This window comes from Micromonospora sp. NPDC005299, assembly GCF_042872345.1.
In the GTDB taxonomy this organism is placed as follows: Bacteria; Actinomycetota; Actinomycetes; order Mycobacteriales; family Micromonosporaceae; genus Micromonospora.
Genome location: NZ_JBIAKG010000002.1, coordinates 1 through 25,461, shown reverse-complemented (window position 1 = coordinate 25,461; position 25,461 = coordinate 1). Strand labels below are relative to the sequence as shown.

Annotated in this window: 19 protein-coding genes and 2 pseudogenes; 14 read left to right on the top strand and 7 right to left on the bottom strand. The window is 72.7% G+C overall.

What is annotated here, in order from left to right:
- The first annotated feature begins 67 nt into the window (after positions 1-67).
- From ACFYPD_RS05435 to ACFYPD_RS05425, 3 genes are all read left to right on the top strand, one after another.
- Positions 68-1,999, top strand: a complete 1,932-nt coding sequence (locus tag ACFYPD_RS05435; protein ID WP_387109280.1) for a glycoside hydrolase family 97 catalytic domain-containing protein — start codon at positions 68-70, stop codon at positions 1,997-1,999.
- Positions 2,000-2,095: 96 nt separating this feature from the next.
- Positions 2,096-4,738 carry an NPCBM/NEW2 domain-containing protein gene (locus tag ACFYPD_RS05430; protein WP_387109277.1) on the top strand — a complete coding sequence of 881 codons (2,643 nt, stop codon included), beginning with the start codon at positions 2,096-2,098 and terminating at the stop codon, positions 4,736-4,738.
- 813 nt (positions 4,739-5,551) lie between these two features.
- Positions 5,552-6,280, top strand: coding sequence for a DUF1345 domain-containing protein (locus ACFYPD_RS05425; protein WP_387109275.1), 729 nt, complete (start codon positions 5,552-5,554; stop codon positions 6,278-6,280).
- Between the two features lie 243 nt (positions 6,281-6,523).
- Here the strand turns inward: ACFYPD_RS05425 and ACFYPD_RS05420 are convergent, their stop codons facing one another.
- Both ACFYPD_RS05420 and ACFYPD_RS05415 read right to left on the bottom strand, forming a co-directional pair.
- Positions 6,524-7,159 carry a DJ-1/PfpI family protein gene (locus ACFYPD_RS05420; protein ID WP_387109272.1) on the bottom strand — a complete coding sequence of 212 codons (636 nt, stop codon included), beginning with the start codon at positions 7,157-7,159 and terminating at the stop codon, positions 6,524-6,526.
- A 29-nt stretch (positions 7,160-7,188) separates the two neighbouring features.
- On the bottom strand, positions 7,189-10,428 hold the full coding sequence (locus ACFYPD_RS05415) for a heavy metal translocating P-type ATPase (RefSeq protein WP_387109269.1): 3,240 nt from the start codon (positions 10,426-10,428) through the stop codon (positions 7,189-7,191).
- A 218-nt stretch (positions 10,429-10,646) separates the two neighbouring features.
- Here ACFYPD_RS05415 and ACFYPD_RS05410 point away from each other — a divergent pair, with 218 nt between their 5' ends.
- The 3 genes from ACFYPD_RS05410 (at position 10,647) to ACFYPD_RS05400 (ending at position 15,053) form a co-directional block, all read left to right on the top strand.
- The gene (locus ACFYPD_RS05410) at positions 10,647-10,844 is read left to right on the top strand and encodes a heavy-metal-associated domain-containing protein (protein WP_387109266.1); all 198 of its coding nucleotides are present in this window, start codon (positions 10,647-10,649) and stop codon (positions 10,842-10,844) included.
- 13 nt (positions 10,845-10,857) lie between these two features.
- Positions 10,858-11,934, top strand: coding sequence for a flavin-containing monooxygenase (locus ACFYPD_RS05405; protein WP_387109263.1), 1,077 nt, complete (start codon positions 10,858-10,860; stop codon positions 11,932-11,934).
- Between the two features lie 128 nt (positions 11,935-12,062).
- The gene (locus ACFYPD_RS05400) at positions 12,063-15,053 is read left to right on the top strand and encodes a BTAD domain-containing putative transcriptional regulator (protein ID WP_387109260.1); all 2,991 of its coding nucleotides are present in this window, start codon (positions 12,063-12,065) and stop codon (positions 15,051-15,053) included.
- Here the strand turns inward: ACFYPD_RS05400 and ACFYPD_RS05395 are convergent.
- A complete protein-coding gene (locus tag ACFYPD_RS05395) occupies positions 15,050-15,301 on the bottom strand; it encodes a heavy-metal-associated domain-containing protein (RefSeq protein ID WP_387109257.1) in 252 nt (83 codons plus the stop codon). The genes ACFYPD_RS05400 and ACFYPD_RS05395 overlap by 4 nt on opposite strands.
- Before the next feature lie 137 nt (positions 15,302-15,438).
- On the opposite strand from ACFYPD_RS05395, the gene ACFYPD_RS05390 reads away from it, so the two are divergent.
- The 3 genes from ACFYPD_RS05390 to ACFYPD_RS05380 are packed head-to-tail and all read left to right on the top strand — an operon-like array spanning position 15,439 to position 18,914.
- Positions 15,439-15,570, top strand: a complete 132-nt coding sequence (locus ACFYPD_RS05390; protein ID WP_387109254.1) for a hypothetical protein — start codon at positions 15,439-15,441, stop codon at positions 15,568-15,570.
- 37 nt (positions 15,571-15,607) lie between these two features.
- Positions 15,608-16,384: an ABC transporter ATP-binding protein gene (locus ACFYPD_RS05385; protein WP_387109252.1), complete on the top strand. Its 777-nt coding sequence runs from the start codon at positions 15,608-15,610 to the stop codon at positions 16,382-16,384.
- Between the two features lies 1 nt (position 16,385).
- Positions 16,386-18,914 carry an ABC transporter permease gene (locus ACFYPD_RS05380; RefSeq protein ID WP_387109249.1) on the top strand — a complete coding sequence of 843 codons (2,529 nt, stop codon included), beginning with the start codon at positions 16,386-16,388 and terminating at the stop codon, positions 18,912-18,914.
- A 643-nt stretch (positions 18,915-19,557) separates the two neighbouring features.
- On the opposite strand, the gene ACFYPD_RS05375 is transcribed toward ACFYPD_RS05380, so the two are convergent.
- A complete protein-coding gene (locus ACFYPD_RS05375; RefSeq protein WP_089011398.1) occupies positions 19,558-20,139 on the bottom strand; it encodes a type 1 glutamine amidotransferase domain-containing protein in 582 nt (193 codons plus the stop codon).
- Between the two features lie 125 nt (positions 20,140-20,264).
- Here ACFYPD_RS05375 and ACFYPD_RS05370 point away from each other — a divergent pair, with 125 nt between their 5' ends.
- Positions 20,265-21,224: an aldo/keto reductase gene (locus tag ACFYPD_RS05370; protein ID WP_387109247.1), complete on the top strand. Its 960-nt coding sequence runs from the start codon at positions 20,265-20,267 to the stop codon at positions 21,222-21,224.
- A gap of 84 nt (positions 21,225-21,308) precedes the next feature.
- On the opposite strand, the pseudogene ACFYPD_RS05365 reads toward ACFYPD_RS05370, so the two are convergent.
- Positions 21,309-21,659, bottom strand: a pseudogene (locus ACFYPD_RS05365) (nicotinate phosphoribosyltransferase); the annotation flags it as partial.
- Positions 21,660-21,971: 312 nt separating this feature from the next.
- Here ACFYPD_RS05365 and ACFYPD_RS05360 point away from each other — a divergent pair.
- A complete protein-coding gene (locus ACFYPD_RS05360; RefSeq protein WP_387109244.1) occupies positions 21,972-22,166 on the top strand; it encodes a DUF2267 domain-containing protein in 195 nt (64 codons plus the stop codon).
- 80 nt (positions 22,167-22,246) lie between these two features.
- Here ACFYPD_RS05360 and ACFYPD_RS05355 read toward each other — a convergent pair whose 3' ends face one another.
- A complete protein-coding gene (locus tag ACFYPD_RS05355; RefSeq protein WP_387109241.1) occupies positions 22,247-22,654 on the bottom strand; it encodes a DUF2267 domain-containing protein in 408 nt (135 codons plus the stop codon).
- A gap of 73 nt (positions 22,655-22,727) precedes the next feature.
- Entirely contained in the window at positions 22,728-23,408 is a 681-nt protein-coding gene (locus tag ACFYPD_RS05350; RefSeq protein ID WP_387109239.1) for a TMEM175 family protein, read from the bottom strand.
- A 179-nt stretch (positions 23,409-23,587) separates the two neighbouring features.
- On the opposite strand from ACFYPD_RS05350, the gene ACFYPD_RS05345 reads away from it, so the two are divergent.
- From ACFYPD_RS05345 to ACFYPD_RS05335, 3 genes and pseudogenes are all read left to right on the top strand, one after another.
- Entirely contained in the window at positions 23,588-23,836 is a 249-nt protein-coding gene (locus ACFYPD_RS05345; RefSeq protein WP_387109236.1) for a hypothetical protein, read from the top strand.
- A gap of 167 nt (positions 23,837-24,003) precedes the next feature.
- Positions 24,004-24,891, top strand: a complete 888-nt coding sequence (locus ACFYPD_RS05340; protein WP_387109233.1) for a hypothetical protein — start codon at positions 24,004-24,006, stop codon at positions 24,889-24,891.
- A gap of 254 nt (positions 24,892-25,145) precedes the next feature.
- Positions 25,146-25,461: pseudogene (locus ACFYPD_RS05335) on the top strand (short-chain dehydrogenase); the annotation flags it as partial.

Sequence of the window (25,461 nt, the reverse complement as noted above, 5' to 3'; positions counted from 1 at the left end):
GCATCGACTGAGGCGCTCACCCGCGCCGACCACCGGTCTCCCCACCACAATCGAGGAGGAGTCACCTGTGAAGCACACACCAGATCGGTCGGCGCGGCGGGCTGCCGTCGCCCGTCCGGCCCCCCGGATCGCGGCCCTCGCGGTCGCCCTGATCGCCACGCTGCTCGCCGGAACTCTCACGGCGACACCCGCTCGGGCGGGCACCGCCCGATGGACCGTCGCTGCGGACTCCGCACCCGGCGCCCCGAGGGCGGAGGTCATTCACGACAAGGCGGCGGGCACCATCTCGTTGGCCGTGTCCCGCGGCGGCCGGACCGTACTGGCGCCCAGCACGCTGGGCATCCGCACCGAGGGCGCCGACCTGACCGGCGGACTGCGGTTCCTCGGTCGCAGCGACCGCACCGACATCGAGCGCTACACGACGACCGTCGGAAAGCAGGTGCGGCGGCTCGCGATCTTCCGGGAGGCACGGTTCCGGTTCGCCGGCGCGGGTGGCGCCCGGGTCGACCTGGTCGTCCGGGCCGCCCGCGACGGGGTCGCCTACCGGTACGAACTGCCCGGCGACTACGGGTCGGTGCTCGGCGAGGCGTCCGCGTTCACGGTTCCCCCCGACAGCACGGCCTGGCTGGCGAACCACCGGCGGGACTACGAGAACCCCTACGTCCAGACCACCGCCGCCGCCGCGGACGACCGGGAGTATCTCGCCCCGGCGCTGTTCGACGTCGACGGCACCTACCTGATGCTCGCCGAGTCCAACCTCGACGGACGGTACTCCGGCGGCAGCCTGGTGCACGACGGCACCGGCACCTACCGGGTGAAGCTGTGGGACCAGAACGTCCTGGTCGACGGGCCGCTGGCGACCCCGTGGCGGGTGATGGTCGTCGGCGATCTCGGCACGATCGCCACCTCGACGCTGGTCGACGACCTGGCGCCGCCGTCGCGGATCACCGACACCTCGTGGATTCGTCCCGGCCAGGTGCTCTGGACCTGGCTCGCCGGCGGGCGGGCCGCCGGGCAGAGCCTGACCAAGCAGATGGGGTACGTCGACTATGCCGCCCAGCGCGGCTGGCCGTACGTCGCCGTCGACGCGGGCTGGTACTTCGACCCGCAGCAGTGGGACGTGACCGACCCGAACTGGCGTACCACCAGCTGGATGCCCGAACTCGTCCGCTACGCGCGGGAGCGCAACGTCGGCATCGTCGTCTGGATCCACTACCGGGACCTCGACACCCCACAGGAGCGGTCCGAGTGGCTGCCGACGCTGCACGAGTGGGGCGTCAAGGGCGTAAAGATCGACTTTATGGACTCCGAGTCGCAGGAGCGGCTGCGGTGGTACGACGAGATCCTGCCCGCGACAGCCGCGAACCAGCTGCTCGTGAACTTCCACGGCTCGAACGTCCCGAAGGGCATCCACCGGGTCTGGCCCCACGTCATGACCATGGAGGGCGTCCACGGCGCCGAGAAGAGCAGCCTCACCACGAGCCACATCACCGCCCTTCCCTTCACCCGTAACGTGGTCGGCTCGATGGACTACACACCGATGGGTTTCCACCGGAACCGGCCGACCTCCGACGCCCACGAGTTGGGGCTGTCGGTCGTCTTCGAGTCCGGCCTGCAGGACCTCGCCGGCACTCCTGAGTCGTACGAGGCGCGGCCGGAGGCGGTGCGCTTCCTCGAACAGGTGCCGACCGTCTGGGACGAGACCAGGCTGCTCGCCGGCCGTCCCGCCGACAGCGCCGTCTTCGCGCGCCGCAGCGGGGAGCGATGGTTCCTGGGCGGGAGTTCGGCCGGCGCCGCCCGGACCCTGGACGTACCGCTGAACCTGCCTGCCGGGCGGTGGCTGGTGGAGCTGATCACCGACGGGGAGAGCGGGCTCGTGCGCAGCCAGCGGGTCATGCGGGCCGGTGACACGCTGCCCGTCGGCGTGGTCGCCGACGGTGGCTTCGCCGGGCTGGCCTGCCGGTGGCAACCGAAGATCACCACCTGCGACCGACCGTAGCTGTCCGCGTCAGCATGCGATGCCGGGCCCGCGCGGCCCGGCATCGCACGCGCCTCGTTCGACCGTTCGAGCCAGTCCCTTTCCGAGGAGGATGCGATGCGCACACCATCACCAGGCAGTCCGCCGTCGCGGCGGAGCACCATCGGCGCGGCCGCCGCCATGGTCGCGGCACTGCTGCTCGCGCCGCTCGCCGCCCCGGCCCGCGCCGCGGGTCCGGAGACCACGGCCGGGCTCGACCAGGGACCCATCACGGTCGCGAGTTCGTCGCCGCAGCTCGCCGACGCCGTCAACTGGGCCATGGCGCGCGCACGGCAGCACGTGCAGACCGGCAAGCGCGGCCCGGTGAACGGCAACGGCAGCAACCCCGGCACCGGCGAGGCCGACTACATTCCGTCGTACTGGGCGGGCTACGCCCACCGCACCGCCTTCTACTCACGGGACTTCGTGCACCAGGCCGCGGGCGGCCACCTCCTTGGCCTCGAGGAGGAGAACAAGTCGATGCTCACCGCCTTCGCGGCGAGCGCGAACGAGGCGCGCAAGTGGTATCCACTCTGGGCTTTGAACTTCGACGGCAGCCCCTACAACGTGGACTACCGCAGCGACACGAACTTCGTGCGCGAGGTGCCCGCGGTCTTCGAACTCGTGCAGGAGGCCGAGGAACAGTACCGCTGGACCGGCGACGCCGACTACCTCGACGACCCGGTGCTCTGGCAGTACTACACCAAAGCGGTCACCGAATTCGTCGCGCTCCACGACACGCAGCTGCCCAACGGCATCGCCGAGGGCACCGGCCGGGGCATCTTCCAGGGCGCCGCGAGCTACAACGAACGTAGCGACCACGCCGTGATCGAAGCCGGCGACGGGCTCGCCTCCCAGTACCGGGCGTACCTCGCCTACGCGTACCTCGCCCGGGAGAAGGGCGATCTCGGAACGGCGGCGACCTTTGAGCAGAAGGCCGCGGCGCTCAAGCGGTACTTCGAGGACGACTGGGGCGTCGTCCGGGGCACCTGGGAGTACGTGCGGGGTCGCGGCCCGGCGAACGAGCCGTACGCCGGCTTCGGCCGCGAGAACTCTGTCTTCTACGCCGTCAAGGAGTTCCTCGACGCCAACGACAAGCGCACGTGGGACTACCTCGCATACCTCGACCACATGTACGTCGAGGACCGGCCACCGAACATCGAGGCGACCACGTACGTGCCCGACGCGCTGTTCAACTACGGCTTCGACGAGCAGGCGTGGACCTGGATGAAGGACATCATCGCCAAGCTCCACCTTCCGCACGAAGTGCCCACGCAGGGCACGAACGGCGACTACCCCGAGACCAGCTTCACGCTCCTGTCGCAGACCGTCGAGGGACTCGCCGGGGTCCGGCCCAACGCGCCCGAGCACGCGGTGTCGGTCCGCTCGCACCTGCCCGCCGAGATCGGATGGCTCGACCTCGACCACATCCGTGTGGGCGAGCACGACTTCGGCGTCCGCCACGACGGCACGACGAAGACCGTCGTCAACCACAACGCCGGACCCCAACCGCTCGAGGTCACCGTGCAGTTCCCCGGCGGCTGGCCGAAGCTGAAGGTCGACGGCAAACCCGTGAAGCCCGAGTACGTGCACGTGAACGGCCGGGCGCTCACCCAGGTCACGCTGACGGTTCCCGTCGGCGCGTCCGTCACCGTCACCACGAGCGGTGACGTGAACCCGAACCGGCACGGCGACCTCATCCTCACCCACCCGCAGGACTACGCGCTGCTCTCGCCGGCCGACGGTGCGACGGGCCTGCCCGCCAAGGGTGTGACCTTCGCGTGGGAGCCCGCGGTCAACGCGCGGGAGTACCGCCTGCGGGTCGCTCGCGACGCCGCGATGACCGACGTCGTCGCCGAGGCCACGGTCACGGAACCGACCGCGAGGATCGCCTCCCTCGATGCCGGGCGAACCTTCTACTGGGAGGTCACGGCGGTCAACCCGAAGACCGGACAGGAACTCGTGGTCCCCGGCGGGGAGTGGGGGTTCCGCACCCTGCCCGCCGCCGTGCCCGAAGCGCCGTCCCCGGTGGCCGCGTACCGCGTCGGTGACGTCGTCGGCGTCACCTGGGCGGCGGCCGAGAGCGCGCTGACGTCGACGGTCTACCGCGCGCCGGCGGGGAGCGACGACTTCACGGCCATCGCGACCGGGCAGACCGGCAGGTCCTTCCTGGATCGCGAGGCGGCCGGCGGACCGTACCGATATCGGGTGACCTCGACGAATGAAATCGGCGAGGGGCCGGGCACGGTCGTCGAGGAGCAGGCGGCGCCCGCCGACGGCCCCGCCGAACACCTCAGCGACCGTGACTGGGTCTCGGCGACGGCCGGGTGGCGGTCGGTGCTGAAGGACCGCGCCGTGTCGGGGAGCCCGATCCGCCTCGCCGGCACCGAGTACGCCAAGGGCATCGGCACCCATGCGAACTCGGAGGTCGTCTACGACCTCGAACCGACGGACACGAGGTTCATCGCGATCGTCGGCATCGACGACGTGCAGCGCACGTCGCCCAACGCGTCGGTCGTCTTCCAGGTGCTCGCCGACGGCAAGGTCGTGTACGACAGCGGCCTCATGCGCGCGCAGCCGTACTCGCCACCGCAGCGCGTCGAACTCGACGTCCTCGGTGTCGAGCGGCTCGTGCTGCGGGTCACGGACGCCGGTAACACGAACAACAGCGACCACGCGGACTGGGCCGACGCCAAGGTCCTCCGCCTCCCGGGGAGCTGATGCGCGGCGCGGGCGGAAAGTCGAACGCTCCCTCAGAAGGACGCCTGTCCAAAGGCCGCAAGTAGTCGTCAACAACCCGAGTTCCACCGCACGTCGTCCGGGAAGAACTACAACTGGCACCCAGGTAACCACCGGCGCCGGTGCTACGCCGTGGGGAATCGGCTCGCGTCCGATGGGCGACACGAGCCGATTCCCAACACGGGCTGCGCCTTCTCGGCGCCATCCCACTCGGCTGATAGCCACCCAGGACCGTCACTGCGGTCGCCGCCGGATCGGGCGGGCCTTTGACCAGCCGTCGCATGGACTCCTACGACACCGCGCGGATCCGCCTGGCGTACGGCGACTCGCCCTCCTGGGCTGATCGCGGGGCGCGGCGCTCGGCGGGTTGCTCACGGTACGCGCGCCGGTGTGGGCGCCCCTGGTGCAGCTGGGGAGGCTCGGCATCGTCCTCGCCGTGGCCGTCACGGCGATTAAGCCTAGGCCCGAGCTGTGACCGAGGCGATGTCTCCGGACCTGGTCAGCCACCTGATTTAACGCCGCACCACCACAGATCTTGCCTCATATTTGTAGAGCCTCCGAGATGACATACCCCCGTATGAGGCGAAGGTCATGCTATTGGGCGAGGGAAATGTTGGTAAAACGTCGCTCGCTGCCGTCCTTAGAGGGGACGCGTTTGTTCACAACAGGCAACAACGCACGGAATTGAAATTCGGACCCCTAAGTCCACCCGAAGCAGGATCTTCAGTTGACCCTCCGGACCTGGGACTTCGGCGGTCAAGATGTTTGAAACATCGCGGCTTCCCGCCATCCTCAATGCACCCCGATCCGGTGATCGCTCGAGGTTTCCCCGGCGCGACCCGGTCGAGTCGGAACGCTGAAGAGGTGGAGCAGCGATCGCGACGACCGGCGTTGGGACGCCTGCTGTCCGTCAGACGCGCCCTGTGGTCGCTCGCCGTCGGTGTCGTCGCCGGGACGGCCACCGCGCTGGCCGGGGCGCCGGAGCTGACGCCGCTGGTGATCTGGACGATCGCGGCGGGCACGAACCTCGTCTGGGTATGGCGGGCCTGCTGGTCGGCGAGCCCGGAGCGCACCGAGGAACTCGCCGAGGCGGAGCGGCACTCCCGTTCCCCCGACACGGCGATCCTCATCGCGTCGGTTATCAGTATCGCCGCAGTGGCCGAGGCGCTCGTCCGCGCCTCGGACGAGCAGGACATGGTGGCTGTCGCGCTGGTGATCCTCAGCGTCGTCGCGGTGGTCCTGGCGTGGGCGCTGGTGAACACCGTCTTCGCGTTCAAGTACGCCCGGCTGTACTACTGCGACGAAGACGGCGGGTTCGACTTCAAGCGGGAAGACCCCCCGGCGTACGCGGACTTCGCGTACGTCGCCTTCACGGTTGGCATGTCCTTCGCCCCGGGCGAGAACGAACCGACCAGCAACCGCATGCGCAGGATCGCGCTCGGGCACGCGCTGCTCTCGTATGCCTTCGGAACCGGCATCCTGGCCGTCGCCGTCAACCTGGTCACCAACCTGGGCCAGTCATGACCTCCGTGGGGCGATTCGGGGAACGGACTTCCGTCCACGGTGGAACCCGGCTCGCCGGGCCACGCCCCACCGGCGGCTACCGCGTCGACGCAAGTTTCCCTCATCCCGCGACCGCGACGGCGACCTGTACCCCGCCTACCTCCTGGTCCTCGTGCTCGGCCTTCCGCCAGAACCGACGGCAGGCCGGGCCCGCGGATCACGTCGCCCGGGTGGGCCCGTCGCGCGCCCACCCGGGCAGCCTGTTCAGCCCAGCACCCGATGCGGATTCGCGCGCAGCGCGGCGACCAGCGGCGCCGGCGCGGTGCGCGGGGATCCAGCCGGGTACGGCGGCCGGGGGTCGTACTCGATGCCGAGCTGGATCGCCTGGGCGACGGCGTCCCCGGCGATCCGGCCGGCCAGCGTCAGCGCCATGTCGACGCCGGCCGACACCCCGGCGGCCGTGACGTACTTGCCGTCCACCACCACCCGCTCCGCGGTCGGCTCGGCACCGAACACGGAAAGCTGTTCCACGGCCAGCCAGTGCGAGGTGGCCCGGCGGCCGGTGAGCAGCCCGGCGGCGGCGAGCAGCAGCGAGCCGGTGCAGACCGAGGTGGTCCAGGTGGTGGTGGCGTCAACGGCGCACAGCCAGTCGAGCAGCCGGGCGTCGGTCATCCGGGCGATCTGCCCGGGCCCGCCGGGGACCACCAGCACGTCCGGGCGGGTCACCTCGTCCAGGGTGGCGGTGGCCGTGAGCGCGAGGGTGCCCACGTCGGTGGTGACCGGGCCGGGCCGGTCGGCGACGAAGACGGTACGGGCGCCGGGGAGCCTGCCGAGTACCTCGTACGGGCCGACGGCGTCGAGGGCGGTGAACCGATCGAAGAGGAGGACGGCGATCTGCATGGCGTTTTCCTTTCCAGGGTGTGGGACGGTCAGCGGGCGTCGACGGTGAACGGCACGGTGATCACGTGGCCGTCGGCGAGGCGAAACTGGCCCCAGAGTCGGTAGCGGCCCGGGCGGGGGAAGTCGACGTGCAGGTCCAGGTCCGGCCCGTAGGTCTGACCCGGCAGGGCGAAGACGGGCCGCCCGTCGGCATCCTCGGTCTCGGCGTGCTCGTGGGCGAAGCTGTCGCCCGCCGCCGACATGATGACCACGTGGCCGGCGGCGGCGAGGTACGGCCGCAGCCCGGTCAGCGGTCGGCCGGTGCCCGCGTCGGCGAAGCGGTAGGTGAAGCGGCTGCCACCGACGTTCGCGGTCCCGTCCAGGGTCACCCGCACGCCGTCGACGACCTGCTGCCGCCCGGACACCACCGGCCGCTGGTGGATAACCTCCGCGGGGTTGCCGACCGCAATGTCGTGCCGCTGCAGCACGTCGGTCAGTTCGCCCTTGCGCCGGAACTCCGTGTGCACGATGTACCGGCCGGGAGTGGGGAACGTGAGCGTCACGTCGAACTCGCCGGGCCGGCTCGTCGGCTGCGGGTGGACGTGGGCGAAGCTGGCCAGGTCGTCGCGCACGGCGATCAGGTGCATCCAGGCCTCGTGGCTGCGTCCCACGTCCCGGACCGGCCGGCCGCTCTCCGCGTCGGTGATGCGGATCCGCAGCGTGGCGGGTTGGCCGGGCACCACCGCGGCTGGCATCCCCACGTCGACCCGAACCCCTGCGTCCGCCGCAGGCACCGGTTCCGTCTCAGCGGTCATCATGGTGCTCATCGCGGGCCGCATCGGCATGCCGGTGTTCTGCGTCCAGGCCAGCACCCCGTTCATCCCCCGGGCGGCAGCGTCGGTGCGGCTGAGCGCGGTGAAGCCGGCGCCCACGGCGAGCGCGAGCGCGGCCACCCCGGTCAAGTACGCCCACTCGGCGAGCCGGGCACCCAGGCGGGGCCGCAGCGCCGCCGCCGTCTCCGGGCGGCCGAAGTGGCGCAGTCGCAGCGCGTTGGTGACCACGCTGACCGAGCTCATCGCCATCGCGGCGGCGGCCAGCGACGGGTCGAGCAGGATGCCCCAGGTCGGGTGGAGCACCCCGGCGGCCACCGGGAGGAGCAGGGCGTTGTAGCCGAAGGCCCAGCCCAGGCCCTGCTTGATCGTGGTGACCGTACGCCGGGACAACGCGATCGCCGAGACGATGCCGCGCAGGTCCCCGCCGACCAGAGTGATGTCGGAGGCGGCGATCGCCACGTCCGTGCCGGTGCCGATGGCGATGCCCAGGTCCGCGCGGGCCAGCGCCGGAGCGTCGTTGATGCCGTCGCCGACCATCGCCACCACCGCGCCCCGCTTCTGCAGCGCGGCGACCCGGGCGTCCTTCTCCTCCGGCCGGACATCGGCGATCACGTGGTCGATGCCGACCTCGCGGGCGACCACCTCGGCGGTGAGCCGGTTGTCGCCGGTCAGCATCCACACTTCCAGGCCCAGCGCCTGCAACTGCGCCACCGCCTCGACGGACTCGGGCCGCAGCGTGTCGGCGACCCCTGCGACGCCTGCGAGCCGGCCGTCGAGGGCGACGTACACGGGGGTGCCACCGGCGGCGGCGACGGCAGCGACCTGGCTCGACAGAGCGGTCACGTCGACGTCGTGGCGACGCATCAGGGCGGCGTTGCCGATGAGCAGGCCGCAGCCCTCGACCCGCGCCTCGACGCCGTGCCCGGGCACCGCCGCGAAGGACTCCGCCGCCGGCACAGTGAGGTCGCGGGCGCGGGCGTGCCTCACGATCGCCTCGCCGAGCGGGTGCTCCGAGCCGGTCTCGGCCGCCGCGGCGTAGGCCAGCAGCTGGTCGGCGTCGACACCGTCGACGGTGTGCACCACGGTGACGTCGGGACGGCCGCGGGTCAGCGTGCCGGTCTTGTCCAGCACCACGGTGGTGATCCGCCGGGCCTGCTCCAGCGCCTCGCCTCCGGAGATGAGGATGCCCAGCTCGGCGGCCTTGCCGGTGCCGACCATGATCGCGGTCGGGGTGGCCAGGCCGAGCGCGCAGGGGCAGGCGATGATGAGCACCGCGATGGCGGTGCCGATGCCGAGGGTCAGCCGCCCGTCGGCGGGGCCGGCGATCGCCCAGACGGCGAAGGTGAGCAGCGCGAGCCCGAGCACCGCCGGCACGAACCAGGCGGAGACCGTGTCGACCAGCCGCTGCATCGGCGCCTTGCCGCCCTGTGCCTCGCGGACCAGGCGGACGATCTGGGCGAGGGTGGTGTCCTGGCCCACCGCGGTGGCCCGGAACACCAGGGCGCCGGTCCGGTTGACGGTCGAGCCGATGACCGCGTCCCCGGCGCTCTTCGACACCGGCATGCTCTCGCCGGTCAGCATGCTCTCGTCGACGGTGGAGGTGCCCTCCGTGACCGTGCCGTCCACCGGCACCTTCTCGCCGGGTCGGACCCGGACCAGGTCGCCCACGACGACCGAGTCGACCGGCACCTCGATCTCGACGCCGTCGCGCAGCACCCGGGCGGTCCGCGGGCGCAGCCCGAGCAGTGCCCCGATGGCCGCGCCGGTCTGCCGGCGCGCCCGGGCCTCCATCCAGCGCCCGGTCAGCACCAGCGCGATGACCACCACGGAGATCTCGAAGTAGACGTGCAGCGGCAGGCCGAGCCGTTCGGCGGTAGCCGGCCAGAGCGTGACGAAGGCGCTGTAGGCGTAAGCGACCGTGGTGCCCAGGGCCACCAGGGTGTGCATGTTGACGCCGCCGTGCCGGGCCGCGGCCCAGGCCGCCCGGTAGAAGGGCCGGCCCGCCCCGAACTGCACCACGGTCGCGACGACCAGCAGCGCCGGCATCAGCCAGTCCATCGCGTCGATGGGCAGCGGCAGGTACATCAGCACCATCATGGACAGTCCGGTGGCCAGGGTGAGCTGCCAGGTCCGCTTGAGCCGGGTGATTTCCCGCTCCCCGGCCCGGGCCCGCTCGGCGTCGTCATCCGCGCTCTCGGCGGCCGGGAAGTCCGGCCGGCGGGGCTCGTCGGCCTGGACCGTGGCCGTGTAACCGGCCCGCTCCACCGCCGCGATCAGCGCCGGTGGGGTCACCCGGGCCGGCTCGTAGACCACGGTCGCCGTCTCGGTCGCCAGGTTGACCTCGGCCCGGGTCACACCCTCGACCCGGCTCACCGCCCGCTCCACCCGCCGGACGCAGGACGCGCAGGTCATCCCGCCGATGTGCAGCGTGCCGGAGACGACAGTCGGTGTCGTCATCGCAGTGCTCCTCTCGTACCGGGCGTCGCAGGCGCCCTCGCTGGTCCGGCGGCCCTCGCCGGCCGGTGAGGCCACGCTCCCGGCCACCGCTGTCCGCCCGCTGTCCGCGTCCCGTCGGCCCGTCCCGGGGTACGCGACAGGGCGCGGACAGCGCTGCCCGGCACGGTTCGAACCGCCGGGTCGCCAGGAGCGCGGCCCGCCGAACGAAGGAGTGAACCGTGAACCAGCTCGTGCTCTCCGTGCCGAACATCAGCTGCGGCCGCTGCGTCGAGGCGATCCGGGAGGAGGTCGGCCTGGTCGCCGGGGTCCGCGCCGTGGCGGTGGACCTGGCGTCTCGTACGGTCCGGGTCGACGGCGACGCCGACCGGGCCGCGGTGGTGGCCGCCATCGGCGAAGCCGGCCACCAGGTCGCGTGAGCGGGCCGGACCGATGGACACCGCACCGGACACCGTGGTCGTCGGCGGCGGGCAGGCCGGGCTGGCGCTCGGCCACCACCTGCGCCGCGCCGGCGTACCCTTCACCATCCTCGACGCCCACCTGCGGGTGGGCGACGCCTGGCGGCGCCGTTGGGACTCGCTGACCCTGTTCACGCCGCGCCGGTTCTCCGCCCTGCCGGGGCTGCCGTTCCCCGGCGACCCCGACGGGCACCCCGGCAAGGACGAGGTCGCCGACTACCTCGCCCGGTACGCCACCCACTTCGACCTGCCGATCCGGCTCGGCTACCGGGTCACCTCGGTACGCCCCGGCACGGCGGGCGGCTTCACGGTCGACACGTCGACCGGAACCCTGCGCGCCCAGCGGGTGGTGGTCGCCGCCGGGGCGTTCCACACGCCCCGGATCCCCGACGTGGCCCGGAAGCTCGCGCCGCGGGTCGCGCAACTGCACAGCAGCCGGTACCGCCGGCCGGGCCAACTGCCGGGGCACGACGTGCTGGTGGTCGGTGGCGGGAACACCGGGGTGCAGATCGCCGCCGAACTCGTCGACGACGGCCGCCGGGTGGTACTTGCCGCACCGACCCTCGGTCCGGTGCTGCCGCAGCGCTGGCTGGGCCGGGACATCTTCTGGTGGTTCTCCCGACTGGGCACCATGCGGCTGGGCCCGGAGAGCCGGCTGGGCCGCCGGATCGCCGCCCAGAACCCGGTCATCGGCACCGATGTGACCGGGCTGCTGCGCCGGGTGGACCGGGTCGCTCGGGTGGTGGACGCCGAGGGGGACAACCTCCGGTTCGCCGACGGCGGGCAGCGGCGAGTGGACGCGGTGATCTGGGCCACCGGCTTCCGCCCGCACTACCCCTGGCTCGAGGTGCCGGTGCTGGACCCGTCCGGCGCGCCCGTCCAGCGCGAAGGCGTGACGGACTGGCCGGGGCTGTACTTCCTCGGCCTGCCCTGGCAACGCGCCCGGGGCTCGGCGGTGCTGGGCTGGGTCGGCCAGGACGCCGACGTGCTGGCCGCCCGGCTGGCCGAGGACCGGCGGCTGGCACCGGCCCGACCGGTGATCCCGGCCTGATCGGGGCAGCTCACCGCCGCTCGGATGATCGTTCCGAGGACGGTCGGGACGTACCATGGGCCCGCCCGGGCAGCCGCCCGGCGACCGGAGCGGGCCCGGGGGCGTCCGCCGCGGCGGACGGGAGTGCGATGAGCCGGGACAGCGAGCCCACGGTGAGCTTCGGGGTGCTCGGCACCGTCGAGCTCCGGGTGGCCGGCCGCCCCGCCACGCCGCTCGCCCCGGCGGTCCGCGCGTTGCTGGCCCGGCTGGTCCTCGCCGCGGGCCGGGTGGTCTCCGCCGACGCGCTGACCGACGCGCTTTGGGGCGAGCAGCCCCCGGCCGACGCCACGAACGCGCTGCAGCTGCGGGTGTCCAAGCTGCGCCGCGCCCTGGTGGCCGCCGGGGCCGGCGGCGACCTGCTGGTCACCCGCGCCCCCGGCTACCAGCTCGCCGTCACCGCGGACGCGGTGGACGCGTACCGCTTTGAGCGGCTGCTGGTAGCGGCGCGCAGCGCGACCACCGGCGACGGCCCGGCCGCGGCGCTGGCTCGCTTCGACGAGGCGCTGCGGCTGTGGCGGGGGCCGGCCCTGGCCGACGCCGGGGACGCCGAGTGGGCCCTCGCGGAGGTGGCCCGTCTGGAAGAGCTGCGGCTCGGCGCGGTGGAGGACCGGCTGGAACTGCTGCTGGAGGCCGGCCGGCAGGCCGAGGCGGTGGCCGACCTTGAACGCCTGGTCGCCACCCACCCGCTGCGCGAGCGGCTGCACCGGCTGCTGATGCTGGCGCTCTACCGGGGCGGGCGGCAGGCGGACGCGATCACCGCGTACCACGCGCTGCGGCACCGCCTCGCCGACGAGCTGGGCATCGACCCGGCACCCGAACTCCAAGCGCTCGCCGAGGCGATCCTGCGCCAGCAGGTGCCCGCCCCGGCACCGGCCGCCCCGCCCGCCCCGCCCGCCGCGGCGCCGGCCGGGACGGAGGCGGCGCGGATCCCCGCCCCCTGGGCGCCGCAACGCGACGACCTGCCCCGCCGGCTCGCCTCGATCATCGGCCGCCAGGACGACGTACAGCGGGTGCTCGACCGGCTGCGCGAGGCGCGGGTGGTGACGCTGACCGGACCGGGCGGCGTCGGCAAGACCACCCTCGCCCTGGAGGTGGCACGCCACGCCGACGACGCCCTCGCCGACCGGGTGCACCTGGTCCGCCTGGCCGCCCTGCCGAGCGGGACGGACCTGCCCGAGACGGTCGCCGGTCAGCTCGGCGTGGCCGCCGGCGGGTCGGGACCGGCCGCCACCGCCGCGCTGGTGGCCTGGCTCGGCGCCGACCGAACCCTGCTCGTGGTCGACAACTGCGAGCACGTCATCGACGAGGCCGCGGAACTGGTCGAGCAGCTCGTCGCGGCCTGCCCGGCCGTGACCGTGCTGACCACCAGCCGGGAGGCGCTGGCCGTACCCGGCGAGACCCAGCTCGCGGTGGCGCCGCTCGGCGTACCCGACGGGCCGGCTGATCTCGCGCGACTCGGCGACAGCCCGGCGGTGGCCCTGTTCGTCGATCGCGCGCGGGCGGTGCGCCCCGGGTTCGTCCTCGACGAGACGACGGCGCCGGTGGTCGCGGACATCTGCCGGCAGCTCGACGGCATGCCGCTGGCCATCGAGCTGGCCGCCGCGCGGGTGAAGGCGCTGCCGCCCGGGGAGATCGCGGCCCGGCTGCACGACCGGTTCGCGCTGCTCACGGCGGGCGCGCGGACCAGCGACGCCCGGCACCGCACGCTGCGGGCCACCCTGGACTGGAGCCACGACCTGCTGTCCGAAACCGAGCGGCGCCTGTTGCGCCGGCTGGCGGTGTTCCGCGGCGGCTGGGACCTGGCGGCCGCCGAGCAGGTCTGCGCGTTCGACGGCCTGGCCACCGACGAGGTCCTCGACCTGCTCTTCCGCCTGGTCGACCGGTCCCTCGTGGTGCCGGACCCGACGACCGGGCGGTTTCGGCTGCTGGTCACCATCCGGGAGTACGCCGCCGCCCGGCTCGCCGAGGCGGGCGAGGCGGAGGCGGCCCGCGACCGGCACCTCACCCACTTCATCGAGCAGGCCGAGCGGTACGGACCGCACGCGCGGTCCGACGCCGACGCCTGGGCGCGGTTGACCCAGGAGCACGACAACTTCCGCGCCGCGATCGACCGCTGCCTGGACCGGCGCGACGGGGTCGACGCCGGCCTGCGGCTGGCGGACGCCCTCTTCCTGTTCTGGAACTACGGCCCCCGGTACGAGGGGGTCCGCGCCCTGACCGCGCTGCTCGCCGCCGGCGTCCCGACGCCGGCCGCCCGGGCCGCCGCCCTGCAGCGGATCGGCCTGCTCGGCGTCTACTACCCCACCGCGCAGACCCGGGCCGCGGCCCGGGACAGCGTGGTGGCGTTCGAGCAGCTGGGCGACCGGGTCAACACCGCCACCTCGCGGCTGGTCGTCGCGTGGGAGGGCCAGTACGACGGCGACCCGGACCGGTACCGGGCGATGGTCGCCCAGGCGATCCGGGAGCGGGGCGACACCGACGACCCCTGGTGGCACGGGACGGTCCACTACGTCGAAGCGCTGCTGGATCTGCGGACCGGCGCCTTCGAGCGGTCCGCCGAACAGTGGGCCCGCAGCCTCGAGTGGACGCGGAAGGCGGGCGACCTGCTGCTGCCCGCCGGGATCCTCGCGCACCTCGGCATCGCGCTGCGCGAGGCCGGCCGGCCGGACGAGGCGATCTCCACGCTCGATGAAGCGGCGGCCGAGGCGCGGCGCAACCCCTCCCCCCATGCGACGGCGTTCACCCTCGTGCAGCTCGCGCACAGCCGGCTGGACCGGGGCGAGGTCGACGGGGTGGCGGCGATGCTCGCCGAGGCGGACGACACGGCCCGCCGCAGCGGCAACCCGCGCTGCCAGGCCTGGGCAGCCTGGGGCCGGGCCCGGATCGGGTACGCGGCGGGCGACGCGGTCGGCGCGGCGGACGAGTGCCGACGGGCCCTGGACCTGTTCCAGGAGCGGGAGTTCCCGTGGGCGCGGCGCCGGCTCTGGTCGCTGGCGGCCGACGCGGCGACGGCTGCGGGGCGGCCGCAGGAGGCCGACGCGGCCCGGCGAGCCGCCGCGGACCTGAAGGCAAGCCGCTAACCGGAGCAGTCCGGGCCGTCCGGGCGGACCGTCAGGCCGGCCCGGCGCAGCGCGGCCGGATCCACCTCCCCGCCCACCCGCAGCGTGCCGGCGTCCACGTCGAACTCCAGCGACACCACCCCGGGCAGGTCGCTCACCCGCCCGCTGACCGCGCGGACGCAACGCCGGCACATGCCGGGCGGCACCGTCACCATCAGGACCCGCGTCGCGCCCGCGGCGGGTGCCGTCGGGTCGTTCCGTTCCACCATGCCGCCAGCCTGGCCGGGGCCGCTGGCGGTCGGCTGTCCATCCGCCGTCCGCCCCCGCCAATCGACGGCCAGCGTCCGAACAGCGCGTCGGGCCACTCTCCTCGGGTCACCGATCCGCACCTGACCGAGGAGTTGCCATGAACCACCTGCTCACCGCCGAGCTGTTCCAGCTGGAGCGCGCCGAGCTGGTCCGCCAACTGCGCCGGGACCGGCACGCCGCCATCGTTCGCGCGACCCGCACCTCGCTGCACCGCCGAACCGCCCGCTGAGCCACCCGCCCCCGACGCACCAGACAGGAGATCTCCAATGACCACGAGCACCGCCCCCGCACCCGCCACCACCGTCGCCGTGCAGGCCCGGGACGTCGTCCGCACCTACGGCCGCGGCGACGCCGCCGTCCGCGCCCTGGACGGCGCCACCGTGTCCATCCCGGCCGGCCGGTTCACCGCGATCATGGGTCCGTCCGGCTCCGGCAAGTCGACGCTCATGCACGCGCTGGCCGGCCTCGACACCGTCGACGCCGGGCAGATCCTGCTCGGCGGCACGGACCTCGGCCAGCTGACCGAGCGGCAGCGCACCCTGCTGCGCCGCGACCGGATCGGCTTCGTGTTCCAGGCCTTCAACCTGGTGCCGACCCTGACCGCGCGGGAGAACATCGTCCTCCCGCTCACCCTGGCCGGCCGCCGGCCCGACCCCGAGCGCCTGGCCCACCTGGTCGCCATCCTCGGCCTGACCGACCGGTTACGGCACCGGCCCGGGGAACTCTCCGGCGGCCAGCAGCAGCGGGTCGCGGTGGCCCGCGCGCTGGTCACCGGCCCGGAGATCGTCTTTGCAGACGAGCCGACCGGGAACCTCGACTCGCAGGCGGCCGAGGCGCTGCTCGGCTTCCTGCGACAGGCCGTCAACCAGCTCGGACAGAGCATCGTGATGGTCACCCACGACCCGCACGCCGCCGCGTACGCCGACCGGGTGGTGTTTCTCGCCGACGGCCGGATCGACGGCGAGCTCGACGCCCCGACCGTGCCGGCCATCCTGTCTCACATGGCGCGCCTGGCCACGCCCGCCGCCACCGGAGGGAACTGACATGTGGCGCCTGACCCTGCGTACCACGCTCGCCCGCCGGACCCGGCTGGCGCTGACCCTGCTCGCGGTCGTCCTCGGCGTCACCTTCGCCACCGGCGGCCTGATCCTCACCGACACCTCCGGCCGGCTGCTTGACGACCAGTTCCGCACCGCGACCGCCGGCGTCGACCTGACCGTGCGGGACGCGGCCGCCTTCGACTCCGCGATGGGTGTCGAGGTCGCCCGGGACCCACTGCCGGCGGGCCTGCCGGAGCGGATCGGCGCGGTGCCCGGCGTGGCCGCCGCCCGGCCACTGGTCCGCGGCCAGGGCCTGCTGGAGGTGGACGGCACGGCGGTCGTGCCGAGCGGGGCCTCCGTTCTCTCCTCCTGGGTGCCGGCGCCGGTCGGCGCGTTCACCGTCCGCAGCCGCCGGCCGCCGACCGCCGACGACGACGTGGTGATCGACGAGGACACCGCCCGCCGTCATCGGATCGGGCTCGGCGACACCGTGACGGTCCGGGCGACCGACACCGCCCGGTTGCGGGTGGTCGGACTGGCCGGGTTCGGTGCCCGCGACGGCCTGCCGAACAGCACGGTCGCCCTGGTCACCCTCCCGTCGGCGCAGCGCCTCCTCCGGCTCGGCTCCGACATCTCCGAGGTGGCGGTGGTCGCCGCGCCCGGCGTCGCCCCGGAGGAACTACGGGACCGGATCAGCGCCGCCGTCGGCGCCGGCTACGAGGTCACCCCGAGCCGGGACATCGCGGCGGCCGGGGCGGCGGCCGCCCGGGACCAGCTCAGCTGGCTGCAACTGGTGCTGCTCGCCCTGGCGGCGGCGGCCCTGCTGGTCGGCGCGTTCCTGATCGCCAACACGTTCTCCATCGTCATCACCCAGCGCACCCGGGAACTCGCCCTGCTGCGGGCCGCCGGGGCGACCGGCGGGCAGGTGCTGCGCTCCGTCCTCGGCGAGGCGCTGCTGGTCGGGCTCGCCGCCTCGGCCGTCGGGCTCGGCCTCGGCGTCGCCGCCGCCACCGGCATCCGGGACCTGGCCGGGGCGTTCGGCGTACCGCTGCCGGAGGGCGGGCTGGTGCTGACCGCCCGTACCGTCCTGGTGGCGTTCGCCGTCGGCGTCCTCGTCACAGTCGGCTCGGCGGTCGGGCCAGCCCGGCGCGCGGCCGCGGTGGCGCCGGTCGCGGCGTTGCGGGAGGCGGCCGCCGCCCGCACCGGACGGCTCCGGGTGGTCTGGGGTGCGCTGGCCGCCGCGGCCGGCCTGGCCGCGACGGCAGCGGTGCTCGCCGCCAATGCGCCGGTCCCGCTCCTCGGCGTCGCCGCGCTCGGCGCCGTCGGCGCGCTCGCGCTGCTCGGCCCGGCCATCACCCCCGCCCTGGTAAGCCTCGTCGGCCGGCCGCTGGCCGCCGCCGGGGTGACCGGCCGGCTGGCCACCGCGTCGGCGGCCCGCGCCCCGCGCCGTACCGCGGCGACCGCCCTGGCGCTGGCGCTCGGACTCGCATTGATCAGCTTCATGGCCGTCCTCGGCACCTCTGTCAACAGTTCGGTCCGGGCGTCCTACGCCGAGGTGATCACCGCCGATCACGTCGTGGAGAGCGCCCGCAACGAGATGCTCGGCGGCCTCTCCCCCGCCGTGTACGACCGGGTGAGCCGGCTGCCCGAGGTGGCGGTCGCGTCCCGGCTGCGCTACGGCCACTGGCGCGACGGGGACGCCACTCAGGCACTCACCGCCGTGGACCCGTCGACACTGCCCCGGGTAACGTCCCTGCACTTCACCGCTGGCAACCTGGCGGCGCTGGACGGCGGGGGAATCGTGCTGGCCGAGCACGTGGCCCGGGACCGGGGCCTGACCGTCGGGGACGAACTCCGCATGACGTTCTCCCGCACCGGCATCCGCAACCTTCCCGTGGTTGGCCTGCTGCGGGACGGGGATGCTCGGGCACTCTCCACCGACTACCTCATCTCGCTGGACACCTTCGCCCGGCTCTACAGCGAGGAGATGGACGCGAGCGTGCTGATCCACACCGCCGATGGGACCGACCGGGTGGCCGCCGAGCGGGCGATCAAGGCGGCCCTGGCCGACACCCCGACCGCGCAACTGCGCGACCAGGCCGCCGCGGTGGCCGGCCGGACCCAGATGATCGACCAGGTGCTCGGTCTGGTGACGGTGCTGCTGACGCTGGCCGTGCTGATCGCGCTGCTCGGCATCACCAACACCCTCGCCCTGTCGATCACCGAGCGCACCGCGGAGATCGGGCTGCTCCGCGCGGTGGGAATGACCCGCCGACAACTGAGCTGGATGATCCGGGGCGAGGCTGTCCTCGTCGCCGCGCTGGCGAGCGTCCTCGGGATCGCGCTGGGCGGCGGCTTCGCCGCCGCCACGGTCCGGGCGCTGGGTCGGGATGCTCCGACCGTGCTCGCCGTGCCGGCCGGCCGGCTGCTCCTGGTGCTGGCCGTCGCCCTCGCCGCCGGGCTGCTCGCCGGCCTGCTGCCCGCCCGGCGCGCCGCCCGGCTGGACGTCCTCGCCGCCATCGGCACCCCGTGATCCCTCCCGGGCGGCACCGGCCACGTCCGGTGCCGCCCGGCCGCCACCTTCTCAAGGAGAGCACCATGAACGCTTTTCAAGGAGAGCACCATGAACGACACCATCGGTATCCGCCGGGCCGGCAGCCCGGTCCGATGGCCTTGTCGAGCAGGTCGGATGCCGCCTGCGGGGCGCTGTCGTGCAGGCCTTCGGCGAGCAGAGGGTGGGCTTCGGTGCCTCAGCGGCGTACGGCTTCCTGGTGCGGTTGAAGCCATTCGTAGTGTTGGGCTTCGGCCAGCAGCACGGTGTAATGGTCACAGGCAGCGGTTCGCGGAGCCGTGGTCGGGTGGCGATGATCGCGTCGCGCAGCAGGTCGCGCAGCGTCCCGACATCGACGTTGACGGTGAACTGGTCGAGCCGGTAGCGCCGGCGGTCTTGACGGCATAGGCGTTGCTCGCCTCGGCGACGCCGGCGCGGGCGAGCAACGTCTGCGATGGACACAAGCGCAACGTCCACGCCGGCCCCGGTACGACTACTGCGCCGGGTGCGGAGTGAGGCAAAGGCCGCTGCTCGGCGCAAGCGGCGCCGTTCCGGTTGGCGACATACCCGCCGGGCCGGGACTCAGGGCCGGGCTTGATCCTCCCGGCCCTGAGCCCCACCCAGGTCAGGCTGTCGCCATCTGGCGGACGTGTTTGCCCTCGGCGAACTCCTCGACCATCTTGGCGCAGAAGGCCGGAAGGTCGCTGGGGCTGCGGCTGGTGACCAGGCCGTTGTCGACCTGCACCTGTTGGTCCACCCAGTTCCCGCCCGCGTTGCGGATGTCGGTGCGCAGGCTGGGGAACGAGGTGACGGTCCGGCCGTTGACGATCCCGGTCTCGACCAACGACCAGGGACCGTGGCAGATCGCCGCCACCGGCTTCTGTTGCTGGAAGAACGCCCGGACGAAGTCCATCGCCTGCGGATTCATCCGGAGCCGGTCAGGGTTGACCGTCCCGCCCGGCAGCAACAGGGCGTCGTAGTCGGCCGCATTGGCCTCGTTCACGGTCCGGTCCACCCGATAGTGGTTGGCCGGATTGATGTCCTGGTTCATCGACTGGATCTCGCCGGATTTCAACGAGATCAGGTGGACCTCGGCCCCCGCCTGCTCCGCGGCGGCCCGGGACTGGGTGTACTCCACGTCCTCCACCCCGTCGGCGGCGAGGCAAGCGACTCGCTTGCCGGTCAGTGGCTGCTGGCTCTGCGCCATTTCTGCGGCCTCCCTTCGCGGCGCCGCCCCGTCGGCGGCGCATCGCTCGCTCGCGATCGCCTTCCCGGTGCGGGCACCGGCAAACAGGCCAGCGAACGCCGCTCGAGGGCGGACAATCCGGCCACATGCCCGCTGCACCAGCGAGGGCTCGCGCGGAGAAAGGTCGCGCTACGAGGGAGTGCTGCCTGTCGCAGCGGGTAACGCAGCAACCCACTGGTACCCAGGCCCCCGGAAAGGTCGACATGACCCTCGCTGCCGCCGCGATCGAGTTGCCGTCCGGCCAGACGATGCCCGTGCTCGGCCAGGGAACCTGGTACCTGGGCGAGCGCCCCGCGAGGCGGCGGGACGAGTTAGCCGCCCTACGCACCGGGCTCGACCTGGGCCTGACCATGATTGACACTGCGGAGATGTACGGTGACGGCGCTTCCGAGGAACTCGTCGGCGAGGCGATCATCGGACGACGCGACGACGTCTTTCTGGTCGACAAGGTGCTGCCGTCCAACGCCAGCCGACGGGGAACCGTGCAGGCCTGCCGTCGCAGCCTGCAACGACTCGGCGTCGACCACATCGACCTCTACCTGCTGCACTGGCGCGGCACGCATCCACTCGCGGAGACGATCGAGGCGTTCGCCGAACTCGTCGACGCCGGTGACATCGGGCAGTGGGGTGTGAGCAACTTCGATCTTTCCGACATGACGGAGCTACTCGAGGCGGGCGGGAACTCCTGCGCGACCAATCAGATCCTGTACAACCTCACCCGCCGCGGTCCCGAGTACGACCTGCTGCCGTGGCTACGCGAGCACCGAATCCCGGTGATGGCGTACTCGCCGATCGAGCAGGGCCGACTGCTCGGCCACCCCCAGATCGCGGAGATCGCCGCCCGGCACGGGGTCACGCCCGCTCAGGTGGCGCTGGCCTGGCTGCTGCGGCTGGAGATGGTTGCGGCCATCCCTCGGTCGTCCAAGCCCGAACACACCCGGGAGAACGCGGAAGCGCGCGACCTGTATCTGACTGAGGAGGACGTGGCGGCACTCGACACGGCGTTCCCGCCACCGGCCGGCCCGCAACCGCTGGAGATGTTGTAGCGTCACCGACCTTTTCGGCGGACGGCACCGGTCGAGGTCGGCGCCATCCGCTCGGCGATCCGGCGGTGGAGGGCGGTGAGCGCCGTCGGGGAAGGCCTCGACGTAAGAGTGCGCCATCGTGCCGGACGGCCCGCAGCCCATACCGTCGGGCGGCCTCCACGTGGCCCACCGGCCGGTGGCGGCGATGGCGGACGCCCGCGCCACAGCCGCACCGACGTCGATGCCGTGGGTACGTGAAACGCGAAGTCGATCACCTGTGCGTGCGCGGCGGCCAGCCGGCAGCGGGCGGGCGAACGTCTCCAGGGACGACTGATCGAAGCCGACATCCCGCAGACAGCCCAGGTCCTCCTCAGCGAAGTCGAAGCCTTCGATAGACGCCAGCGCCTCGGCCAGCCCGGCGGAGACCAGGAAGCCGCGTTGCGGCGGCAGGCGACGGACGGCAATTGGGGGTCAGGTTGGCCGCCCCCACGGCCTGCACGACAACAGCGGCACGGACCGCAGCGCCGTGAAGTCTCGGCCCGGAAGAGGTCCCGTCCCGTCCAGCGCCGACCCGGCGGCGTACGGGGCGCAGCGAACCAGCCGTCAGAACATGCTGGGATCGAGGCGCGCGGTGGGGGATCCGCCGCGCGCCGATGGACTGCAGGATCGCTGCCGTGGCACTGGTGAGCGCGGCGATGCCGGGCGAGGAGAAACCCGAGGGCCCTGGCGCCCATCTCGTGGCCGGCGCCGGTCCGCTTCCGTACCGGCATGAGGACATGGGTGCCGGGACGAGCCAAGGTGGACCGGGCTCTCGCGGAAGCGGGCGCCCGCGCGGTCTTCGACACCCTCCGCGAGGCCGTCTCCGCCGGCGAGTACGACCAGGTCGTCGCGCAGCTCCCGACCGAACTGTCGCAGGTCGCCGGCCCGGTGCCGCCGTTCGACGGGCAGGGCGGCCGCAGGTAGCGGGTCTCACCGCCGATTCCAACGGGCGGTAGCGGCGCCTGCGCCGCTACCGCCCGAGGTTTCTGGCGGGTCCGCGCGCCCTAGGTGCCGACCCGGCGGGGCTCGAGCCGTCCCGTCCCCGGCCCGGTCAACTGCCAGAACTCCTGCGGCAACTGGTCGACAAGGTCTCCGTACTCCTTCGCGCTGGCCGACTCACGAAGGGTATCCAGCACCGCCCGTGCTGCGTCGGTGACCACCTGGCGATCCACCCCGGCCCGTGACTGCACCCGTTCGAAGAATTCGGCGAGCCCGAACCGTTCCGGATCTTCGGTGGGCCTACGCACCAGGCCTTGTAGCTCCTCAGGGAGCTGGGAGGCGAGGTCCCTTGCCTGGCCGCCAGTGATCCGTTCTGCCAACGTCTCGAGCGTGGCGCGGGTGATCGGTTCCGCCTGCCCCGGCGGAACCTTCGGTCGCGCTGCCACGGACTGGATGAACTCGGTGTAGTCCACCTCGGATCCCCTCTCGAACCGGATTGCGGCGGGTACCCGCGCCCGCCGGGGTGAAACGGCGGTTCGCCCGCCCTCAGCCGGGTGGCGGAGGGCGGTGGGTGATCCGGCGGGTCACCCGCAACTGGTACAGGCCGGCGCTGGTGACGGCGTAGAAGACGGGCGGGAGGAGGAAGATGGCGAGGCCGACCAGCGGCGCCACCAGGTAGCCGACCACCCCCGCCAGGACGTACAGAACGACCCCGGCGAGGGCCCGGAACCGCTCGACGTGGAAGAACCCGTCCTTGACCTGCTCCTTCAGCAGGTCGGGGTGCCGGGCCAGGTAGTGGTAGAACGCCAGCCAAGTCGCGCACAGCAACGCGCCGATCAGCGCGTAGAAGGCGATGGCCACACGCTGGTCCGCGTTGTCGTGCTCCTGCAGCGCGTGTGACACGACGATGGTCGGAAACGGCAGCAGCGCCGTGGTGAACAGCACGAGCAGGTTCATCCAGTGCAGGCCGCGATCGATCTGCTGGATGCGGTTGAACGCCGCCTTGTGGTTGAGCCAGACGACGGCCACGTACGAGTAGGACGCGAGATACGCGACGTACGACGGCCACTGGCCGAGCAGTCCGGACAGGAGGCGGCCGGGCGGGACGTCCGGCACCCGGAGATCCAGGACCAGCAGCGTGATGATGATGGCGAAGATGGCGTCGCTGAACGCCACGGCACGGCTGGTGTCCGACCGGGTGCCGAGGTCCGTGTCTGGCCCGCTCACCGAGCGCGCCTACCCAGGGGCGCCCGCGGTAAACAGCCGGGCACGGCCGCCCCGAATGCGAATCAATAGTGCAGATCTCGAACCAGGGGGCCTAGCGGGCATCATGGACCTGGCGGCCCGCGGTTGGGCCATGAGCCGCCGCAGGGGGAACGACGGCGGCGCCTGATGTACACACGGCCATGAACGACCTGGTGGCGCAGCTCCGCCTTCCCCGACGGGCGTGCTACGCCGGCATCCGGGACAGCCAGTCGCCCAATCTCAACAACGTGACGACCACCAAGCAGGCCGTCACCAGCGCGACCGGCATGATCGTCATCGCCAGCAACGACGACACCCATCGCTACTGGCACGCCGACCTGTCATGGGGATCGTCGTGGGCGCGGGCACGGGTGGGAGCAGGTGCTCGCCTGCTCGCCCCTCGCTCTTAGCCGCAGCTGATCCGCCGTCTCCTCGGCTGCACCGCTGAGTCGTTTGATGCGTCGGCACACGGGTAGACCGCGGCCCGGTCCGAGGGGGTGGGCCGAGGATCGGAGCCACATACCGATGGTCGGCTCCATCCGGTCCGCATGCTGGGCGAGGCCCCGAGGAGTGTGGGATGGCCGAACCGGAGAGCCGGGACACGGGCGCACGGGAGTCGCCCGGGCAACCGCGCGAGCAGGTCGATCGGCAGCGCGACGCCGAGGAGGGCGCGGAAGTCGCCGGTCGGGGCCAGAACCTCGGTCCCGCCGGCGGGCCAACGGGTGTCGAGCCCGGCAAACGCCCCGCCGCCCCGCAGCGTGGTGAGCACGACCTTCCCCAGCCGGCTGGCGGGCACAGCAGCAAGACGGTGTCAGACCCGGACGTCGTCCTTCAGATCCCGCAGGTCAAGGTCGAACAGATCTACGTCGAGGTCGACAACCTGGACGCCTCCGTCTCACTGCGAGCCCGGCTGGGTAGCCTGCTCCAGCTCGACGTGGGCGTTCAGGCGCATCTCGGCACGGTGAAGATCGATATCAAGGGCGTCGAGGCCGAGGCGATGCTCGAGGTTCGGCTCGAGGAGCTCCGCGGCATTCTCGACAGCGCCCTCCGCACCATCGAGCGCAACCCTCAGATCATCGAGTCGGTGGTGAAGACGGTGGACACCGCCGTGAACCAGGTCGGGCAGACAGCTCAGCAGGTGCTCGGGCCGCAGGGGCCGCTCGCGCGGACGCTCGACCACGTCGGGCAGACGGCGCAGGAGGCGCTGGGGCCCAACGGGCCGCTGTCGCAGACGCTGCAGCAGGCCACCCAGCAGGTCGGTCAACAGCTCGGACAGACCACCCAGCAACTGGCTCAGAACAGCGGGGCGGCGGCTGGCGGCGGTGGGGGTCTGGGCAGCGTGCTGGGCGGATCTCCGGCCCGAGCGGCGTGGCAACGGATGAAGAGGATCGTCAACAGCAGCCACCCACTGAGGCAGGTCACGGCGCGGCTGGTAGGACCGCAGGGGCAACAGCCGCCGAGCTGACCGCCGTCCGCCGTGGCGCCAAACGCTAAATGTCGGTGGCGGCGCGGCCGGCCGGCCTGCCCATGGCTGCTCCGAGCTTCGTGCGGCTGGATATGCACAGTTTCCGTACACCGGGCGAGGTTGGCCTCCACGATCTTTGGGCTGTTGAACAGACGCGGGATGCGTCGGAGACCGTGCGGTGCGTACAGTTCCGGGTCGGACTTGGGGTGGGCCGGGTAGATCCGGCGCAGGGAACGGGACGAGACAGCGACGGCATGACGGCGGACAACATTACCGAAACCGGTCAATACGGCATTGACCGCAGGCGGCTGGAGACCTGTCTCAGCGTCTTCGAGGCGTTGGAGGACCTGCCGCCCGATCACCCCGACGTGGTGCGGGTGCAACGGGCCACCGCGAAGCTCTACAAGATGATCAAGCAGCGGCGACGCGAGGAACGGCGAGATGCCATCGCGGCGGCCGACCGCGCGGTGACGGAGGCCACCGCCACCGGCGCCCCGGGCCGGATCGACGACGAGACCCAGGGCGTCCCGCTCGCCTCCCCCACCGTGGGTGCCACGGCCGGCTTCCTGC

Excerpts from the sequence above, each read along its gene's own strand:
- ACFYPD_RS05430 (WP_387109277.1), top strand. The coding sequence starts at position 2,096 with ATGCGCACACCATCACCAGGCAGTCCGCCGTCGCGGCGGAGCACCATC.
- ACFYPD_RS05425 (WP_387109275.1), top strand. The coding sequence starts at position 5,552 with ATGCACCCCGATCCGGTGATCGCTCGAGGTTTCCCCGGCGCGACCCGG.
- ACFYPD_RS05420 (WP_387109272.1), bottom strand. The coding sequence starts at position 7,159 with ATGCAGATCGCCGTCCTCCTCTTCGATCGGTTCACCGCCCTCGACGCC.
- ACFYPD_RS05415 (WP_387109269.1), bottom strand. The coding sequence starts at position 10,428 with ATGACGACACCGACTGTCGTCTCCGGCACGCTGCACATCGGCGGGATG.
- ACFYPD_RS05405 (WP_387109263.1), top strand. The coding sequence starts at position 10,858 with ATGGACACCGCACCGGACACCGTGGTCGTCGGCGGCGGGCAGGCCGGG.
- ACFYPD_RS05400 (WP_387109260.1), top strand. The coding sequence starts at position 12,063 with ATGAGCCGGGACAGCGAGCCCACGGTGAGCTTCGGGGTGCTCGGCACC.
- ACFYPD_RS05395 (WP_387109257.1), bottom strand. The coding sequence starts at position 15,301 with ATGGTGGAACGGAACGACCCGACGGCACCCGCCGCGGGCGCGACGCGG.
- ACFYPD_RS05390 (WP_387109254.1), top strand. The coding sequence starts at position 15,439 with ATGAACCACCTGCTCACCGCCGAGCTGTTCCAGCTGGAGCGCGCCGAG.
- ACFYPD_RS05385 (WP_387109252.1), top strand. The coding sequence starts at position 15,608 with ATGACCACGAGCACCGCCCCCGCACCCGCCACCACCGTCGCCGTGCAG.
- ACFYPD_RS05380 (WP_387109249.1), top strand. The coding sequence starts at position 16,386 with ATGTGGCGCCTGACCCTGCGTACCACGCTCGCCCGCCGGACCCGGCTG.
- ACFYPD_RS05375 (WP_089011398.1), bottom strand. The coding sequence starts at position 20,139 with ATGGCGCAGAGCCAGCAGCCACTGACCGGCAAGCGAGTCGCTTGCCTC.
- ACFYPD_RS05370 (WP_387109247.1), top strand. The coding sequence starts at position 20,265 with ATGCCCGCTGCACCAGCGAGGGCTCGCGCGGAGAAAGGTCGCGCTACG.
- ACFYPD_RS05360 (WP_387109244.1), top strand. The coding sequence starts at position 21,972 with ATGAGGACATGGGTGCCGGGACGAGCCAAGGTGGACCGGGCTCTCGCG.
- ACFYPD_RS05345 (WP_387109236.1), top strand. The coding sequence starts at position 23,588 with ATGAACGACCTGGTGGCGCAGCTCCGCCTTCCCCGACGGGCGTGCTAC.
- ACFYPD_RS05340 (WP_387109233.1), top strand. The coding sequence starts at position 24,004 with ATGGCCGAACCGGAGAGCCGGGACACGGGCGCACGGGAGTCGCCCGGG.